Origin of the sequence: Psychrobacter maritimus (assembly GCF_029953575.1) — a bacterium.
Lineage (GTDB): Bacteria > Pseudomonadota > Gammaproteobacteria > Pseudomonadales > Moraxellaceae > Psychrobacter > Psychrobacter maritimus.
Map to the genome: position 1 here is coordinate 2,019,668 of NZ_CP124526.1, position 18,241 is coordinate 2,037,908.

Here is an 18,241-nt window from a genome sequence, read left to right on the forward strand (position 1 = left end):
ATACCATGATGGCTAGTATAGTCATCATGGCAAATTATATTACAGAAAAGCCAAGGATGGAGAAATAGTAAAGATAAAATAAAACGGTCTTTATTGGCTAAAAACTATAAAGACGCTCACTATCTTGCAAAATTAACGTTTTTTATCTTTGTTAGTAAATCTCGGCTTATCTTTGGTAGTAAATTTCTGCGCACGATTGCGTTCGCGTTGGCGTAGCTGTTGAGCTTTTGCTTTGGTTGGCGTGTCGCTTTTATTGGCGTACGGATTATCATTTTGTTTAAAGATAACATTCAGCGGCGTGCCTTCAAGCTTAAATACTTGACGGAATTGGTTTTCAAGATAGCGCTGATAGCTCTTCGGTAGCGAAGACGTTTGATTACCATGAATCACAATCACTGGCGGGTTATGACCACCAATATGCGCAAAACGCAGCTTGATACGGCGGCCAGCAACCGTTGGTGGCGGGTTGGCAGCCACAGCATCTTGTAAAATCTGCGTCAAACGGTTGGTTGACACCTCAAACATCGACGACTGATAAGCACGCAAGATAGAAGGATATAAGTTACCCACTCCGGTACCGTGCAATGCTGAGATTTGATGGACTTTTACGTAAGAGATAAAGTTGAAACGGCGATCCATCTCAATCTTAATATAGTTCTTTTGATCTGCAGTGAGACCATCCCATTTATTGATGGCGACTACCAAGGCACGACCCGCATCAAGCGCATAACCAATCATATGCAAATCTTGGTCGACGATACCTTCTTGGGCATCAATCACAATAACCGTGACGTTAGAATCGTCAATTGCTTGCAAGGTCTTGATGACTGAGAATTTCTCTACCTTTTCATCGATTCTGCCACGGCGACGGACACCGGCGGTATCAATCAAAACGTAGTCTCTACCCTCGCGTGTATAAGGAATATAAATACTGTCACGCGTCGTACCAGGCATATCAAATACTACCACACGGTCTTCACCCAATAGGCGGTTAACCAGCGTGGATTTACCAACGTTTGGACGACCAATAATAGCTAGCTTTAAGCCTTTTGGCTCGACAACGTTTTCTTGCGTTGGCATATCAGCAGTCAGAACTTCTAGCAAGTTACCAACACCGCGACCATGACTGGCTGCCATCGGATACGGCTCGCCCAATCCTAAGGCATAAAATTCTGCAGGCGCGGCATCGTGCGCGCCATCAACTTTATTCGCAACGACATAAACAGGCTTACCAAGGGTATGCAAAAACTTGCCAATCTCAGCATCAGCACCAATCATACCGGCACGGGCGTCGACCACAAAGACAATAATATCGGCTTCATGAATGGCCGTATGCGACTGCTCAGACATATAGTCATCAATATTGCCGCTACCATCATCCGCTTCACCGATACCGCCGGTGTCTACAACGATGAAAGATTTGTCTTCATAGGTTGCATCACCGTATTGGCGGTCACGAGTCAGCCCTGATAAATCAGCAACCAATGCCTGCCGACTTTTAGTGAACTGGTTAAATAAGGTAGATTTACCGACGTTTGGACGACCAATTAAGGCGACCACAGGCTTGATACTCATGGGTTACTCTCAGTGAAGGGCACAATGGCGGACAGGTCGCTGACTCTTATCATAAAGATGAATAGCTGCACTTGACCGCGAATTTAAATAAATAATAGAAATAAAACGATAAAATTAGATAATAGCAAATATAGTCAGTGCGAAATAATATCGAGATATTAATGGCCACGGGCTATAAATATAAATTCCAAAATGAATCGACTATATAGATAACGCTATTATATATGAATAACGCCTACTACATAGCGGTCGCATAGAGTACGCGAAAGCGACCGCTTAAACAAGCAATTTACACAAGGCACTAAACGCTGACTGAGCAGCGTTTTGTATTGATGTCACTATAAGCAGGCTTTTTTAATCAGTACAATCAAATAAGCAATGACTTATAAAAATCTAGCGCGCCAATTGCCAAATAGCGACTTGCCCTGAAGTGCTTTGGGTGAGCAAACGGCTGCCTTGTACTTGCAAGCTACTTAATGCGCCTTTAGTCTGTACACGGCTGACAATTTTTCCGCTAGCAGGGTCAAATAAATGCACCACGCCATCAAAATCACCAACAGCAATATAATTACCAATCATCACAGGGTTGGTTAAGTGACGATAAGCCAACTCTTCGCTTTCCCACAAAACCTCACCGTTGCTGCGATTATAAGCAACTACTTTGCCGTCTAAGCTGGTTGCAATGACTTGCTGATTGTTCACCGCCAGTGATTTTAAGCTTGCAAGCTCGTTAACGAACAGCACTTGACGAGAAGCTAAGTCGATACCTAACAGCTGACCACTATAGCTGATGGCAAACAATTGGTTCTTATCGACGATAGGCATGCCATCGACATCGCTCATACGCTCAACTTCACTACTGCCTGCACCGACACCAACGCGGCGTGACCATTGCGGTAAGCCATTATCGATAGTAACGGCATGCAAGCGACCATCAGCCGTAGCCAATAGTGCGGTTTTCGCATCTAGCAATGTTGGCGCTGCACTACCGCGTACGCTGATAGCAGGCACTTGGGTGGCAAACTGCCAAACCGACTGACCATTCTGTAACGATAACCCATGTAAGAAGCCATCGTTCGCCGATAAAACCACCCGGTTATTGCTGATTAAAGCAGGTGTTAGCACCGAACCGCTAAGCTGTGTCTGCCAACGCTTAGCACCAGTGGCACTATCAAACGCCATCACCAAGCCGCCACGGGTACTGATAATAGCGGTTTGGCTCAAGGCATCTAAGGCCACGCCGCCGGTAATTTGATCACCAACATTGACTGACCATAGGCGTTGACCGGCATTATCAAAGCCTATTAAATCACCACCGCGTGATGCAGTAACGATTTGCGAGTTGGCATAGCCCACTTGCAGGTCAAGCGGATCTTTACTACTGGCTTTTTTGCTACCAACATCGGTACTAAAAACCGGCTGCAATACACTAATTGGCTGCGCGATTTGCACCAATTTGACAGGGTCATTGACGACTGGTTTGATACCTCGATTACACCCAACGACTGCAGTTGCCATCACTGCGATGACGGCGACATGCATGGCCGTCGTTTTGATGGTCTTAGCGTTTATAGTTCTGTTAGAGCGAATAGCTTGAGTCATTATAGGGTCTCACTAGCAATAAATTAATCATTAATAAATTAGCTATCAGCAAGTAAACGGTGAACAATAATAACCAGCACATAAATAAGCACTCATTATTAATACTACCCTCCTGACTTACTGCGCTACTTAGTTTTTTAAAACAGTTTTTTAAAACGGCTTGTAGAACGATTTGAGGTATTACAATTTTTATTAAAATACTTATTAAAGCGTTAGCGCTCATATCTAGCAGCAGCGATTATTATTGAAAACCTTTTTAAGATTTATTTTCAACCTCTACTATTCAGCAGTTACTACCGTATTTTCATTTTCAACCATTGATGGCTGTTGTGCAGGTGCTGCAGGTTCTTGGATAAGACTGGCTGGCGCCGCAATAGGTTCAGGCACGATACCCAAGCTTTCCATCTTTAATGCCAATACTGCACGTGTTTCTTGACGGTTACGTAACAATTCCCAAGCATTATTGTAAGATTTAACCGCTGAGTCTTTATTATCTTGTGCCAGATAAATATCACCCAATAGCTCTTGTTGACTCGCTTCAAACGAGCTTGGCATATCATTATTGGCTTCAGCCAAGGCGGCATCGGCATCACCAGCCGCTAGTAACGTCTTCGCATAGCGCAGACGGGTAATCGCTTCTAAGCCTGCATCGCCCAAATCGATTGCTAGTGCCTTTTTAAAGGTCTCACCCGCACCTTTAAAGTCATCGTTATCCACTTGTTGACGGGCTTTAATCATCAGCGCTTGCCATGCATAGACAGAGTTACCATGAGTGCTCACTAAAGCATCAATATCTTTGTCTAACTGTTTACGGCTCTCAGCCAGTGACGCTTGCGCCTCTGCTTCTAAATCTGGATTCTGTGATGCTAAGCTGACTTCTTCATTTAAACGCTGAATATCAGCATAATGGTCGGCTGCGACGGTATCGACGCGCGCATGGTTATTTTGCCAATAGGTCCAGCCGAAATAGGCGGCCAACGCCAATAAAATCGCGGTGACAATATAGCTGCCATACTGCTTTAATGCTTGCATTGAATTGTCTGTATTTGGCGAATTGGGTGTCAGAGCCATATATTTTTACCTGATAAAAGTGTTATTAAATGCGAATGCTAAAGCCACCATCGATTATTGGCGAACCAAGTTTTCTTTTACTAACGATCAAAGTTCTCTTTACTCGATAGCCAATCTGTCGCAACCGTTTGTTGCTCACCCGTCTGCATATCTTTAATACTAATGGTATTATCATCGAGCTCTTGCTGGGCGATAATCACTGTTAATGCAGCGCCTGACTTATCCGCTTTTTTCATTTGTGCTTTTAAGCTGGTTGCGCTCGCCATTTTTACCCGTAGGTCAGGACGGCTGTAGCGCAGCTCTTGCGCATAGCCAATACCCGCACTATAGACTTCTGGATGAGCAACCACAAAAACGTCACAAGCTGGCAACTCTGCAATCGGCGCCACGGCTTCGATAAGCAACAATAAACGCTCAAGACCCATCGCAAAACCAACGGCTGGCTCAGACTTCACTGGTTTATTATGCCCTTTGTCATCAGGGCTACCGATAGATTTTAATTGCCCAATCAAACCATCGTAACGACCACCAGCACAAACGGTCGCTTGGCTACCAAGCTTATCAGTTACCCATTCAAAAACGGTTTTATTATAGTAATCAAGACCGCGTACTAAGTGCGGGTTAATTTCAAACTCAATACCAAGTGCGGTTAAATACGCTTGCACTTGCTCAAAATGCGCTTTACTTTCAGCACCCAAAAACTCAGCAAGCTTTGGCGCATCTACCAATAACGCTTGGGTACTTGCTTCTTTACTGTCTAAAATACGCAGCGGATTGGTCGTTAAACGGCGCTTGCTGTCCTCGTCTAGCTGCTCTTGTTTGTCAGTCAGATAAGCAACCAGTGCTTCGCGATAAGCATGGCGCTCATCAAGCTCGCCCAAACTATTAAGCTCTAAGCGCATCTCGTCTTTTAGACCCAATTCTTGCCACATTAGATGCGTCATAGCAATCAGCTCGGCATCGGCATCCGGTAGCGCACTACCAAAGCTTTCGACACCCAATTGATGAAACTGACGGTAGCGACCTTTTTGCGGACGCTCATAGCGAAACATCGGACCGATATACCAAAGTTTCGGCGTATCACCGCGCAATAAATTGTGCTCAATCACTGCGCGTACTGCCCCTGCCGTACCTTCTGGACGTAAGGCCAATGGCGTTGGTGGCTCAGACTTATCGGTAAAGCTATACATCTCTTTTTCGACGATATCGGTTGCGCCGCCGATAGCACGGGCAAACAAGTCGGTTTGCTCAACGATAGGCAGACGAATATGCTCATAACCGTATCTACCCAGCACATCAGCCAATATCGACTCTAAGTGCAGCCATTTTGCAGACTGTTCAGGCAAAATATCATTAAACCCTTTGATAGCTTTAATCATGGTACGGTCGCATCCTTAAAATTTTTAACAAAGTACTCTATTACTAATTATTTTTGTCGTGACGTTTATACATTAAGCTTTAAATAGCTCAGCGTCTTACGCTTACTTTATTACTTTACACGAATGATTTCATTCTCACGTTTTTTCGCCAAATCTTCAGCATGCGCACGTACCATGCCTTCAATCTCATCGACCAAATTATTGGTATCAATCAAATGGCTTTTTTCGCCCATACGGTAGACCAGTGATTTTGGCGCCGCGCCGACAATACCAATGTCCGCTTCTTTCGCTTCACCCGGACCGTTTACTTTACAGCCAATCACTGACAAGTTCATCGGTTCACGGATATCTTCTAAACGTGATTCTAACGCCGTCATCACTCTAATGACATCAAACTCTTGGCGCGAACAGCTTGGGCAAGCGATAAAGTTAACGCCATTTGAGCGAATATTTAGCGATTTTAAAATATCAAAGCCGATTTTAATCTCTTCTTCCGGCTCTGCGGCTAAGGAGATACGAATGGTATCACCGATGCCATCTAATAATAGCCCGCCTAAGGCTATCGCAGATTTAACCGCGCCTGTACGATAAACACCCGCTTCGGTAACGCCTAAATGCAGCGGATTATCAATCTGCGCAGAAATAAGACGATAAGCATCTAATGTTAAAAACACATTGCTGGCTTTCACCGACACTTTATATTGATCAAAGTTCAAGCGCTCTAATATATCGATATGGCGCATGGCTGATTCGAGCATCGCCGCGCCGGTTGGCTCGGTATATTTACGCTGAATGTCTTTTTCCAATGAGCCGGCATTAACACCAATACGAATGGGAATATTATAATGCTTGGCACAAGCGACTACTTCACGTACTTTGGCGTCGCTGCCGATATTACCCGGGTTAATACGCAGGCAGTCCGCTCCGGCTTCAGCAACGGCCAAGGCAATTTTATGATCAAAATGCACGTCAGCTATCAAGGGTACGCTGACACGCTTACGAATTTCCGCAAAGGCTCTTACCGTATCCATCGTCGGCGTCGATACGCGCATCAAATCCGCCCCTGCTTCAACGCAGCGCTCGATTTGGGCAACGGTCGCTGCTACATCACAAGTATCGGTATTGGTCATACTTTGCACGCTAATCGGTGCATCACCACCAATCGCGACATCACCGACATATATTTTTTTAGTAAGACGACGGTTAATAGGCGCTGACGTTGACATAGACAAACCCTTTCATTGGAACAAATTGGAACGAAAAAAACTGGAAACAAACATCGCTTTTATAACGCTAATAGCTTTTTAACACCAATAATTTTCTTAAGACTAATTACTATTTAACACTAACAATAACGGTTTTAAAAATAGCAATCACTGAAAAAATTAGCGCTCACTTTAAAACCAGTCATTTAATAAACTAACAAATTAATAAACCCGTTATTTAAAAACTAAGGCGCTAGCTCAAAACTGGCTTGCGTGCCTGTAGCATAACTGTCTAGAGCTACCGCTTCTTGATTAAGCATCAAGCTGACATTTTTAACATTATCAATCTGTACATTAAAGGGCGGCATACCAGATAATTGATAATTACCAGCAGTCTGCGAGCCAGCTATCAAGCTATTACCAGTAGCGTCAGTAATAGTGACGACAGCGGCATCTGTCAGCTTAACATCCAGCGTAGCTGGTGCCATGCTTGCATCGCCGCCCAAGTTAAGTGCTGAACCAGAAGCACCAACGCCATTAGCATCGGTATCAATCGCCGCACCTTGCGCTTGTTCTAGCGCTGAGATGTCTTCACTGCTGGTTACTGGCTGTTCATTATTGTCTTTACTGGCATTACTGACCATACGAAATAGGAAAATCGCTAAGATAATGACGCCAATGACCGCGATGATTAATAATGGATTAAAACGGATACGGTTATGAGTATCGCGCTGTAGGGTACCCATCGGGCGTAGTGGCGACTCAATATTATTGGTTGAGCGCGACTTTAGCTCAGTTGGGTAAGCAGCATCGAAGCTATTGGCTATTTTGACTGGATCTAAACCCAAAAACTTTGCATAGTTAATCGCAAAACCACGCGCAAACGCCGCCTGCGGTAAATCCGCAAAATTTTCATTTTCTAAGGCTTGCAAATGTCGTTTTAAAATAAATAACTCGGCGGCCGCGTCCTCCAAGCTGACTTGCTTAGTTTTGCGGGCTTGCTGCAACATGGCACCAAATGATCCCTGAGCGTTAGATTGAGTGTTTGATGATGGGGTGGTCATTTCCATGGTGCCTCTGGATTGTTAAGCCAAGTCTTAAGTTGTTTTGCTTCATCGCTTAGTGGATAAGCGGATAAAAGCTGCTGTGCCAATTGCTGGCGGGTTGCTATGTTATTTTGTGCTGCTGCAAGTTTGATACCTTGCAATAGCAAGCGCGGACTAATACCCTGCCCTTGTACCAGCATCAAAGTTTCGTCATAAAGCCTTTGTGCTTGCTGCACACGCTGCTGCTCGAGTAATAAATCGACCAATTCAATGTGTGCAATCACACTATTGCGGTTACCATCTAAGGCACGCAAAAACGCTTTGGCAGCGGCTGGATGATCATTTAGCTGAAGGTAAGTGCGGCCTAAGTTTTCTAACGCCCCAATACGACCTTCGTAGCCAAGTGCGGCCCCTGCAATCTCAAACTGCGCCGCCGCCTCTTTATAGCGCTTCATCTGCGACAGATAAACGCCATAATTGTTGTGGGCTTGATCAAAATCTTTATCAAGCATAATGGCTTTTTTAAAATATTGATCGGCTTTTTCAAGATTGAGGCGACTGCCCTCTTGCTGCAACAAAACGCCCATCATATCATAGGCTGGCGCATAACGGCTATCGGCAGCAAAGGCTTTTTCAAGTTGACGCTGAGCGGTATCAAGCTCATTTTTGCGGATATATTGTGCCGCAAGTGAGGTGCGAACGCGAGCAATTTCTTGCTGATCCAAATTACGATTGTCACTCGGCCGCGTCGAGGTTTGATAAGGCGTGCCACCGGTTAAATCCGTGGTCGTTGTACTCTGGCAACCGCTAAGTAGCAAGGCACTTAAAGCGCTGGCTAACAAAATAACGTTTACGCCGCGCTTTTTGGCAATACTCATAGCATTGACACTCGATTGCTGCACCGTTTGAGAAATGAATGTTTGATATTTGAACTGACAAGGATTTTTAAAAGTCATCATAGCCGCCATCATAAAACTGAGATTCAATGCGTTCTATCTTCGAGGCCTCAGTTTAATAGATTTAGCCCCCATAAGTACAATTTATTGTGATTAATTGCGCCGCACTCAATTATTACTGCTAATGACTACATTTTATTACTGTTGTGAGACAAAAACGACAGCTAAGCATTTAATCTGAATGCTTAAGCCCATTACTACATCTAAATGCTCAATCAGCAAATAGTTAACGCTGTAGTATTTAACTCTACAATGTTAGTCCTGCACTATTAACGCTGCCCTAAATATTTTCGCGATCTTTAATACTTTGCTGCCAAGCGGCTGAGCGGCGCGTTCTGTCAGCGACTTGTCCAACCAATTGACCACAAGCGGCATCAATATCATCACCGCGCGTTTGGCGAATGGTGCAAACAAAACCCGCTTGGCTTAAGATATCACTAAAGGCATGGATACGATTATTGCTTGATTTGTCATACGGCGCATGTGGGAACGGATTAAACGGAATTAGGTTAATTTTACTTGGTAAACCTTCTAATAACGCCACTAATTGATGGGCATGCTCATTACGATCATTGACGCCATCAAGCATGACATATTCAATCGTCACATGCTTTTTATGACGCGGATTGACATCATAAACGTAGTTTTTTGCTGCGGCAATCAGCTCTTCTAGCGGATATTTTTTATTAATAGGCACCAGCTCATTACGCAGCTCGTCATTTGGCGCATGCAAGGAAATCGCCAAGGCTACATCGATATCTTGCGCCAATTGATACATTTTTGGCACCACGCCCGAGGTTGATAACGTCACACGGCGCTTTGATAGCCCATAAGCATGGTCGCTCAGCATCAACTCCATCGAACCAACCACGGGTTTATAGTTTAACAATGGTTCGCCCATGCCCATCATTACGACGTTGGTGACGTTATTTTCCCATAAACTATGGTCAACGTTTTCTAAACTGTCATTGTCATCAGTCATATAAGAGGCATTGGCCACCCATAATTGTCCGATGATTTCAGCGGCGCTTAAATCACGCTCAAAACCCTGCTTACCAGTACTACAAAAGCTGCAATCTAACGCACAGCCCACTTGCGACGATATGCATAGGGTTTTACGACCGTTTAATTTACTGTCGTCAGCTGGTATCAATACTGTCTCAACCAATGAGCCGCCCGTCACTTCAAAAACCCATTTACGCGTACCATCATCACTATATTGACGATGAATGACTTTTGGCGGAACAACACAGGCATTGGCTGACAATTTATCACGCAATGATTTGCTCAAATTAGTCATCTGCTCAAAGTCGGTTACACCCTGCTGATAAATCCATTTAATGACTTGCGTCGAGCGAAACGGCTTTTCGCCGATGCTCTTAAAATAAACCGCCAGTTGCGCTTGGGTCATGCCCAATAGATTGGTTTTCGCCTGCGCCTCATCAACGAGCTTAATGCTATTCGCAGGCTTTGTTGGGATATGTTGGATGGGTGTTTGAGAAGTCGACATAATAGGTAACCTTTTTGCAGCCATTGCGATAAGCGCTGCAATTATTGAGATGGGCGTTGCCAGTCATACATTATGTATATACGTTATGTATGAGTGCAGGAGCAATCCGTTATGAGCGCATTTTTTATCGAGGCATTGGTAAATGCTTAGAAATCATAAAAACATGCTGATAAGGGATTGATAATGCTCAGTAAAACTAATAGTGAGGCAAGTGACTCGAAATTTCAATGAGTCATTTTAATGATTCATAATAAAATACCGGAATATTATAATAGCTAAAACGGCTTATACCCTAAGATATAAGCCGTCTCGCCACACTAATTATTAATAACCAACATCATAAGCTGATATCAATAATTATTGGTATTAACGCGTACGTGCACAAACTTCATCTTCATTGAAGAAGTAGCTGATTTCACGGGCTGCTGATTCAGCTGAATCTGAACCATGAACGGCGTTTTCATCGATGCTGCTAGCGAAGTCAGCACGGATAGTGCCTTCAGCGGCGTCTTTTGGGTTAGTAGCGCCCATGATATCACGATGCTTAGCGATAGCGTTTTCGCCTTCTAATACTGATACCAATACTGGACCTGAAGTCATAAATGAAACTAGGTCATTGTAAAATGGACGTTCAGCGTGCTCAGCGTAGAAACCACCTGCTTTTTTATCATCAAGTTGCATCATTTTAGCGGCAACAATTTTTAGACCTGATTTTTCAAAACGGTCGTAGATAGCGCCGATGTTATTGCCAGCAACTGCGTCAGGTTTGATGATAGATAAAGTACGTTCGTTAGCCATGAAAAGCTCCTAATGGATGAGGGGGTTAAAAAATTACACTAAAATAAGAAATGAAATAATAAAGAAGTCGCTTTATCACGAACCTCTCATTTTATCTCCGACTACTATATTGGCTTAGACTTATTGAAATGATTCATGATTTATCAATATAAATTCAAGACAGACCAACACAGAATTATTGCTTATCAAAACGTGAAAAAGGACTCCACTTGATGTTAGAGTGGAATTGAATTTCGCCTAGCGTTTCGTTTATTATATTATATCTTTACACAAATAATATATTGAAATAAATTATTGTAAACTTTAGAGTTTATATTATATCAAAAAAAATGAATCGGCGTTATGAAAATCAACAAAGCGTATAAATTTAGGCTTGAGCCTAATGCAGAGCAACAGATTATTCTAAATAATCTTGTCGGCTCTGCACGTTTTGTTTGGAATCAAATGCTAGCGATCTCATTTGAGATGTTTGCCAAAAATGAATTTATTAATGCCACCAACTTGGTTAATAAAATCATGGATCTAAAGAACAATCCTGATTTTTCTTTCTTAAGAACTCATGCCAATGCCGTGTCTTTACAGCAGAAAATACGTGATCTCGCCTCTGCTTGGGCACGATTTTTCGACTCTAAAACTCATACCAGGTTAAAAGAAAATAAAAAGAAACCTCGTAAACCCAAGTTTTTTAAGCTAGTAGACGGTACAGAGATTCAACTACGCCCACTGATGCCACGCTTTAAGCGTAAATCAGATGGCCGCGACTCAATTCGCTTGGTTCAGTTTGATAAATATTGCCGTATTGAGGGCAACCGCGTCAAACTACCTAATGGCGTGGGCTTTGTGAAATTTAAAAAATCACAAGATATCATCGGCACCATTAAAAACGTCACCATCAGCAAGAAATCAGGACACTGGTACGTGTCGTTTGGCACTGAGCGAGCATTATCTGAGAACCCAATTCACCCCTCTAAAAGCGCCATAGGTATTGATTTAGGTATCACTAAACTCATTACCACCTCAGACGGTCAATACATCAAACCCAAAAACAGTTTTAAAGCTAATCAAGTTAAACTTGCTAAGCTGCAACGTGGATTGGCAAAGAAAGTAAAATTCAGTGCCAACTGGAAAAAGCAAAACCGTAAGATTCAAAAGCTCCACCATCATATCGCTAACATTCGCCATGACTACTTGCATAAAATTACCACCACAATCAGCAAAAACCACGCCATGATTGCTTGTGAGGATTTAAAAGTCGCCAATATGTCGAAATCAGCAAGCGGAACGAAGGAGAAAAAAGGTCGTCATCTCAAAGCCAAGTCAGGATTGAACAAATCTATCTTAGATCAAGGCTGGGGCATGATGGTTAATATGCTTGAGTACAAGCAGCAATGGCAAGGTGGGTTGCTCATTAAAGTAAACCCACGCTACACCAGCCAAACCTGCTTTGAATGCAAGCATATTGCTAAGGAAAATAGACGCACTCAAGCAAACTTTGAGTGCGTCAAATGCACATATATTGCGAACGCAGATGTTAATGCGGCTCGTAATATACTCGCGGCAGGACATGCCGTGTTGTCTGTGGAGGGAGGATGCGGTAAAGGTCGCCCGATGAAGCAGAAAACTTGTGATATTCGTGAGAATGTCGCCTAAGAACTTATGCTTTTAGAATTCCCCACTTGAGCTTGGCGAAAGTGGTGGGAGTATGTCAATATAATGATTGAGGCTATAAATGATAGGGTTAATTTAGGAAAGTCGCTTGTATAAAGCCAAAAACCGCTACTTATTTATCTATCATTACTCATTCATTATTATAACAAAAAACCCCAATGCTCAGCATTAGGGTTTTATGAATTACTTATAACATAGGGTTATCACTGACTAAGCATCATACGGATCACGTAATACAATCGTCTCTTCGCGGTCAGGACCAGTTGAGATGATATCAACTGGGCAACCAATCAACTCTTCGATACGTTTGATATATATTTTGGCGTTTTCTGGTAGGTCGTCATAGTTTGTGATACCAACGGTTGACTCGCTCCAACCTTGTAGGGTTTCGTACTTAGGCGTTACTGACTCATAGAATTCAGCATCATGCGCGCCAGCACACTCAGTCTCAGGTAGGTTATAACCGACACCGATTAGCAATTCTTCTAGACCGTCTAATACGTCAAGCTTGGTCAAGCAGATACCTGACATAGAGTTAAGTACCACAGCACGGCGTAATGATTCGGCATCGAACCAACCACAGCGACGGGCGCGTCCAGTCGTTGCACCAAACTCATGACCGACTTTGGCTAAATGCGCGCCAACATCATCAAACAATTCAGTTGGGAACGGACCGCTACCAACACGCGTGGTATACGCTTTAGTGATACCCAATACATAGTCTAAATACAGTGGACCGATACCCGTACCAGTAGATACACCGCCCGCAGTTACGCTAGAGCTGGTGACAAACGGATAAGTACCATGGTCGATATCAAGCAACGTACCTTGCGCACCTTCAAACATCAGGTTCTTGCCAGCAAGACGTAATTGATTTAGGTCTTCGGTCACATCAGTAACCATACCTTTAATCTCTTCTTTCCACTCTTGGCAAAGCTTAAACGTCTCATCAAAATCAATGGCGTCAACTTTATAATACTGAGTCAATTGGAAGTTATGATATTCGATTAAGTTACGTAGTTTTTCTTCTAAGTCATCACGGAACAAGTCAGCAAGCTTAATCGCACGGCGCGCAACTTTATCTTCATAGGCTGGTCCAATACCGCGACCTGTCGTACCGATTTTGCCAGTGCCACGTTTTGCTTCACGTGCTTGGTCAAGCGCTACGTGATAAGGCATGATCAATGGGCAGTTTGGTGAAATACGTAGGCGCTCACGTACTGGCACGTTGTTGTCTTCTAGCTCTTTCATCTCTTTTAATAATGCGTCAGGTGCTAACACCACACCATTACCGATGAAGCAAGTCACGCCTTCACGTAAGATACCTGATGGAATTAGATGTAAAACGGTGGTTTTACCATCAACGACTAGGGTGTGACCAGCGTTATGTCCGCCTTGAAAGCGTGCAACTGCTGCGGCTTTTTCGGTCAGTAAATCAACGATTTTACCTTTACCTTCATCGCCCCATTGGCTACCCAAAACTACGACATTCTTACCCATGATTAATCCTTACCTTGATGTATTGAGGTGTGTGCAATAACGGTTTAAAACTGAAATTATGCTAAAAAATATAATTAAAAGTCATTCTTTAGCGGTTTAATAACCCAGTCATTTAATGATATTTCTTTAAATAGATTTTAGATTCAAGATATAGCGTTTAAAATTAGATAGCTTCTAACTGCCACTGATTATTCGCAAAGTTTAAACGATGCGTCATCGCTGCTGGACGGTCATCGCACGTTAATGGCATAGTGACGCGGTAACCTTGCTGACGTAAGCTTGTGACCTGCTGCAATAGTATTTGCATTTGTGCTTTATCAGCATTAGCCTGCTTTAATGCCTCATAATCAACCAATACAATAATTGGTGACTCAAGCTGCGTATGCGCCAGCAAACGGCTTACATCCATACTAAAGCCTGTCGCTTCACGTGGCTGCTTCGCACTTAGTTGCCCCACGCTCTGCATACCATCAAAGCGCCCGCCACGTACCAGCGGCTGAGTTTCGCTATTGATATAGCCGTTAAAGATAATGCCGGTATGATAATGATAGCCCGACAGTTCGGTCACATCGATACTTACTGGCGTCTGCCATTGCATCTCTAAATGTGCTTTTAAACGTTGCAACTCATCGACAGCCGTCACAATGTGCGTATCTTGCTTGGCAGTATCTGACAGTGTGTATAATAACTTTGCCATATCATGACCAAAGCGCGCCAATGCGTAAAAATCATCACCCATTGTGAGTAACTGACAAACACGTTTTAGTTCTGGTAAATTTTTATTGGCATAAAGATGCATCAATTGCTCGGTGTCATTATCAGACAACTCAGCCAGTGCCGCTAAACGCTTAAATATAGCCACATGACCCAAATCAATATGCAGCGCCGCGCTCATATCTAAGCTATTGACCATACTAAACAGCACATCTACCAGCTCAATATCGGCTGCAAGTTCGCCGCAACCAAATATCTCTGCACCCAATTGTAACGGGGTACGTGAGCCAAACAATCCTGAAGGCAAGGTATGAATCACGTCCCCTGCGTAGCAATAACGCGCAATACCATTACCGCCGTGATGGGCATCAATACGCAAAATCTGCGGGGTAATATCAGCGCGCACGCCCATCAAACGACCGGTCAGCTGATCGATAATCTTAAAGGTTTGGCGCTTTAAATCTTCTGAGGCTTCACTTAATAAAGATTCAGTAAACTCAATCATCGGCGGATTGACCAACTGATAGCCATGACTAATAAGCTGCTGGATCAATTGATGTCTAAGTACTTCTTGCTTATGTGCATCTTCAAACAACACATCGACAACCCCATCAGGCAGCAGCCAGCTGTTATTGGCAACATCGCTGGCAAAATTGCTTAGATATGGCAGGCCATTAGCGGTAGCACGATTATCAGCAGGCTGAGTCGCAGCTGGTTTTGTCGTATTTGACTGGGCAGGTTTTGCAGAATCAGAACTGGCAGACACAATGAATCCTTGTTTGGCGTATCGCTTACCAAAAACGCGGTACTGATGCGGTACTAAAAGGTTGTATTTACAATTGCAGGGATGTAAGGCGTTTTGTATTTTTGACGCGCAACATCACTGACCCAATTATCTATAAGCAAACTAGGTGACCGCAAAAGGGTGAGTAATAAGTATAAGTTAGGATGATAAGACGAGTATCTTTATGCGCTAAAATTTATGCGATAGAAAACTATGATAAATAATCAAGGCACTTTATGCTTTAGTTTAGCATAGCAGCCAAGCTTCGCCTAGTGACAATTAACCCCAATTACTATCTAATTCTTGGTCAAAAGGTTTATAGCCTTCATTATTAATAAGGTATGCATTCAGAACGAATAAATGAAAATAAAAAGTAATACCTATCAATGATAAGAGTAACACGGAGTTATTTATGCTAACTATCTTTCATGATTTTTACTTATTTTCTAGAACCCCGTTTCTTAACATCACTGCTTATTAGTATTACTGTTTCTGTTAGCCTGAAGCGTTTGCAGTCTGTTGCTTGCATAACGCCTTATCGGTAGACTCATGTTACACTAACCCATATTTTATCTCGGAAAGCCTTATGTCAACTGATTACCACCCAAATCCTGCCATTAATCAAACCAACGTCCTCGGCACTGCCCTTGCCAGCTGTTGTTTTGATCCGCTTACTGGCTATTATCGCAATGGCTTTTGTCATACCGGCAACCACGATGTTGGTCAGCATACCGTGTGCGCTAAGATGACCAGCGAATTTTTAAACTTTTCTGCCAGTCGCGGCAATGACTTGATTACGCCGCTGCCTGAATATGGTTTTGCCGGTCTACAGCCTGGTGACTATTGGTGTATTTGTGCGCTACGCTGGGTTGAAGCCTTAGACTTCGATATTGCTCCGCAAATAAAGCTAGAAGCCTGTCACGAGAGCTTATTAAGTCTGGTGGATATCGAGACGCTAAAACGCTTTGCACTGTAGTTTGCAGAGAAGCAGTGTGCAGAAAAAAATTCATTTTGGTCGCATGTCATAATCTATTTTAATTAATATTTATTTAATATTAACCACAGACTAAAGGAGAAGGTATGAAGCAAGATGATGACCTGATTGTCAAACCGACAACTCGTATCACACCTGACTCTAATGTCAGCCTTATCGACCCTAACATGGGCGATGAGCGCTCTTATTTAGACAATTATGATAGCTATGACAGCTATATTTATGGCGATGCGGACGCGACGGTCGAGGATACGATTGAGACGATGACCGTCTATGACCCCGACTCTGAGCGCTATGAGGATATCGATTTATCCAGCGATGACGAAGTGGTCAATTGCTATGCTTACTCGCGTAAAACGGGCGAAAAAGTGAATAAGGTGGCGCTGAATGATGTCAGTCGCGCTTTAAGCAATAGTGGTCAGTTTATCTGGCTTGGTCTTTATGACCCCAGTTTAGAAACCATGGTCAAAGTCAGAGATGCTTTTGAATTACATGAGCTGGCGATTGAAGATGCCTTTGCCGAACATCAGCGCGCCAAGGTTGAGAACTACGAAAATGACATGATATTTGTGGTGCTACGTACCGCCAAGCTCAAAGACAATATCATTCGCTATGGCACTACCGCGATATTTATGGGCAAAAACTACCTGATTACCATTCGTAATGGTCCGTCTAACTCTTATATGCCGGTACGCGAACACTGTCATCGTCGCCCAGAAAAGCTGCGCATGGGACCTATCTTTGTCCTGCATGCCATTCTCGATTTTATCGTCGATAACTATATGCCGATTACCGATCGTTTGGGCAGTTATCTACGCGAGCAAGAACGTAATATTTTTACTTATGAGTTTAATAAAGAAACGCTTAGAAACTTATATGAATTAAAATCCCAGCTGGTACATATGCGTGCGGTGATTTTACCGGTGCAAGATATATGTAGCTTCTTTATCAATCACGATAAAAGCGACTTAATCTCCCCGTTTTCTCACGCTGCTAAACCCTACTTCCGAGATGTGAATGACCATTTGCTACATTCTTTGGATGCCATTAACGGCTTAAATGAGATGCTAAGCGTGGTCATGAATACCTATCTTGCTATAGTCAATATGGGACAGAATGAGGTGGTACGTAAGCTTGCCGCTTGGGCAGGTATTTTAGCGGTACCAACGGCGATTGCTGGTATCTATGGAATGAACTTTGATTTTATGCCAGAGCTCCATTGGCAGTACTCTTATCTCGTTATCATGGCAGTTATTATCTCGTTATGTAGCTTTTTATACTTTAACTTTAAAAGGTTGGGTTGGTTATAAGTCAGAGCATGTCTTCATTTAAAACAGAAAAAGGGCTGCCATTTAATTGGCAACCCTTTTTTATTAAAAATTAACGACTATTCATTCCCAGCGATTTAGTAACAACCATTCATCAATGGTATTTATCAA

14 protein-coding genes are annotated in these 18,241 nt (G+C 43.1%); 3 read left to right on the forward strand and 11 right to left on the reverse strand.

What is annotated here, in order from left to right; all coding sequences use genetic code 11:
- Positions 1-132 precede the first annotated feature (132 nt).
- The 9 genes from der to ndk form a co-directional block, all read right to left on the reverse strand.
- The gene (der, locus tag QJS82_RS08440; protein WP_201546843.1) at positions 133-1,575 is read right to left on the reverse strand and encodes a ribosome biogenesis GTPase Der; all 1,443 of its coding nucleotides are present in this window, start codon (positions 1,573-1,575) and stop codon (positions 133-135) included.
- Positions 1,576-1,968: 393 nt separating this feature from the next.
- Positions 1,969-3,177: an outer membrane protein assembly factor BamB gene (gene bamB, locus QJS82_RS08445; protein ID WP_281490186.1), complete on the reverse strand. Its 1,209-nt coding sequence runs from the start codon at positions 3,175-3,177 to the stop codon at positions 1,969-1,971.
- A 279-nt stretch (positions 3,178-3,456) separates the two neighbouring features.
- Positions 3,457-4,248, reverse strand: a complete 792-nt coding sequence (locus QJS82_RS08450; RefSeq protein ID WP_281490187.1) for a YfgM family protein — start codon at positions 4,246-4,248, stop codon at positions 3,457-3,459.
- An 80-nt stretch (positions 4,249-4,328) separates the two neighbouring features.
- The gene (gene hisS / locus QJS82_RS08455; RefSeq protein WP_281490188.1) at positions 4,329-5,627 is read right to left on the reverse strand and encodes a histidine--tRNA ligase; all 1,299 of its coding nucleotides are present in this window, start codon (positions 5,625-5,627) and stop codon (positions 4,329-4,331) included.
- A gap of 110 nt (positions 5,628-5,737) precedes the next feature.
- Positions 5,738-6,853 (reverse strand): flavodoxin-dependent (E)-4-hydroxy-3-methylbut-2-enyl-diphosphate synthase, encoded by a 1,116-nt coding sequence (gene ispG / locus QJS82_RS08460; protein ID WP_201562989.1) that lies wholly within the window; start codon positions 6,851-6,853, stop codon positions 5,738-5,740.
- A 224-nt stretch (positions 6,854-7,077) separates the two neighbouring features.
- The gene (locus QJS82_RS08465; RefSeq protein WP_281490189.1) at positions 7,078-7,896 is read right to left on the reverse strand and encodes a helix-turn-helix domain-containing protein; all 819 of its coding nucleotides are present in this window, start codon (positions 7,894-7,896) and stop codon (positions 7,078-7,080) included.
- On the reverse strand, positions 7,893-8,756 hold the full coding sequence (gene pilW / locus QJS82_RS08470; RefSeq protein WP_438656696.1) for a type IV pilus biogenesis/stability protein PilW: 864 nt from the start codon (positions 8,754-8,756) through the stop codon (positions 7,893-7,895). The genes QJS82_RS08465 and pilW overlap by 4 nt, the downstream gene beginning before the upstream one ends.
- 358 nt (positions 8,757-9,114) lie before the next feature.
- Complete coding sequence (gene rlmN / locus QJS82_RS08475) at positions 9,115-10,344, reverse strand: dual-specificity RNA methyltransferase RlmN (RefSeq protein ID WP_281490191.1); 1,230 nt, start codon at positions 10,342-10,344, stop codon at positions 9,115-9,117.
- A gap of 366 nt (positions 10,345-10,710) precedes the next feature.
- The gene (ndk, locus tag QJS82_RS08480; RefSeq protein WP_193011877.1) at positions 10,711-11,142 is read right to left on the reverse strand and encodes a nucleoside-diphosphate kinase; all 432 of its coding nucleotides are present in this window, start codon (positions 11,140-11,142) and stop codon (positions 10,711-10,713) included.
- A 342-nt stretch (positions 11,143-11,484) separates the two neighbouring features.
- Here ndk and QJS82_RS08485 point away from each other — a divergent pair, with 342 nt between their 5' ends.
- Complete coding sequence (locus QJS82_RS08485) at positions 11,485-12,792, forward strand: RNA-guided endonuclease InsQ/TnpB family protein (protein WP_281490192.1); 1,308 nt, start codon at positions 11,485-11,487, stop codon at positions 12,790-12,792.
- A gap of 228 nt (positions 12,793-13,020) precedes the next feature.
- On the opposite strand, the gene QJS82_RS08490 is transcribed toward QJS82_RS08485, so the two are convergent.
- On the reverse strand, positions 13,021-14,310 hold the full coding sequence (locus tag QJS82_RS08490) for an adenylosuccinate synthase (protein ID WP_183619033.1): 1,290 nt from the start codon (positions 14,308-14,310) through the stop codon (positions 13,021-13,023).
- A 163-nt stretch (positions 14,311-14,473) separates the two neighbouring features.
- Positions 14,474-15,790, reverse strand: a complete 1,317-nt coding sequence (locus QJS82_RS08495; RefSeq protein ID WP_281490193.1) for an ATP phosphoribosyltransferase regulatory subunit — start codon at positions 15,788-15,790, stop codon at positions 14,474-14,476.
- 604 nt (positions 15,791-16,394) lie between these two features.
- Here QJS82_RS08495 and QJS82_RS08500 point away from each other — a divergent pair.
- Together QJS82_RS08500 and corA are read left to right on the forward strand one after the other, a co-directional pair.
- Positions 16,395-16,784, forward strand: a complete 390-nt coding sequence (locus QJS82_RS08500) for a DUF2237 family protein (RefSeq protein ID WP_201562997.1) — start codon at positions 16,395-16,397, stop codon at positions 16,782-16,784.
- A gap of 104 nt (positions 16,785-16,888) precedes the next feature.
- Positions 16,889-18,112 carry a magnesium/cobalt transporter CorA gene (corA, locus tag QJS82_RS08505; protein WP_201618883.1) on the forward strand — a complete coding sequence of 408 codons (1,224 nt, stop codon included), beginning with the start codon at positions 16,889-16,891 and terminating at the stop codon, positions 18,110-18,112.
- The last annotated feature ends 129 nt before the right edge of the window (positions 18,113-18,241 follow it).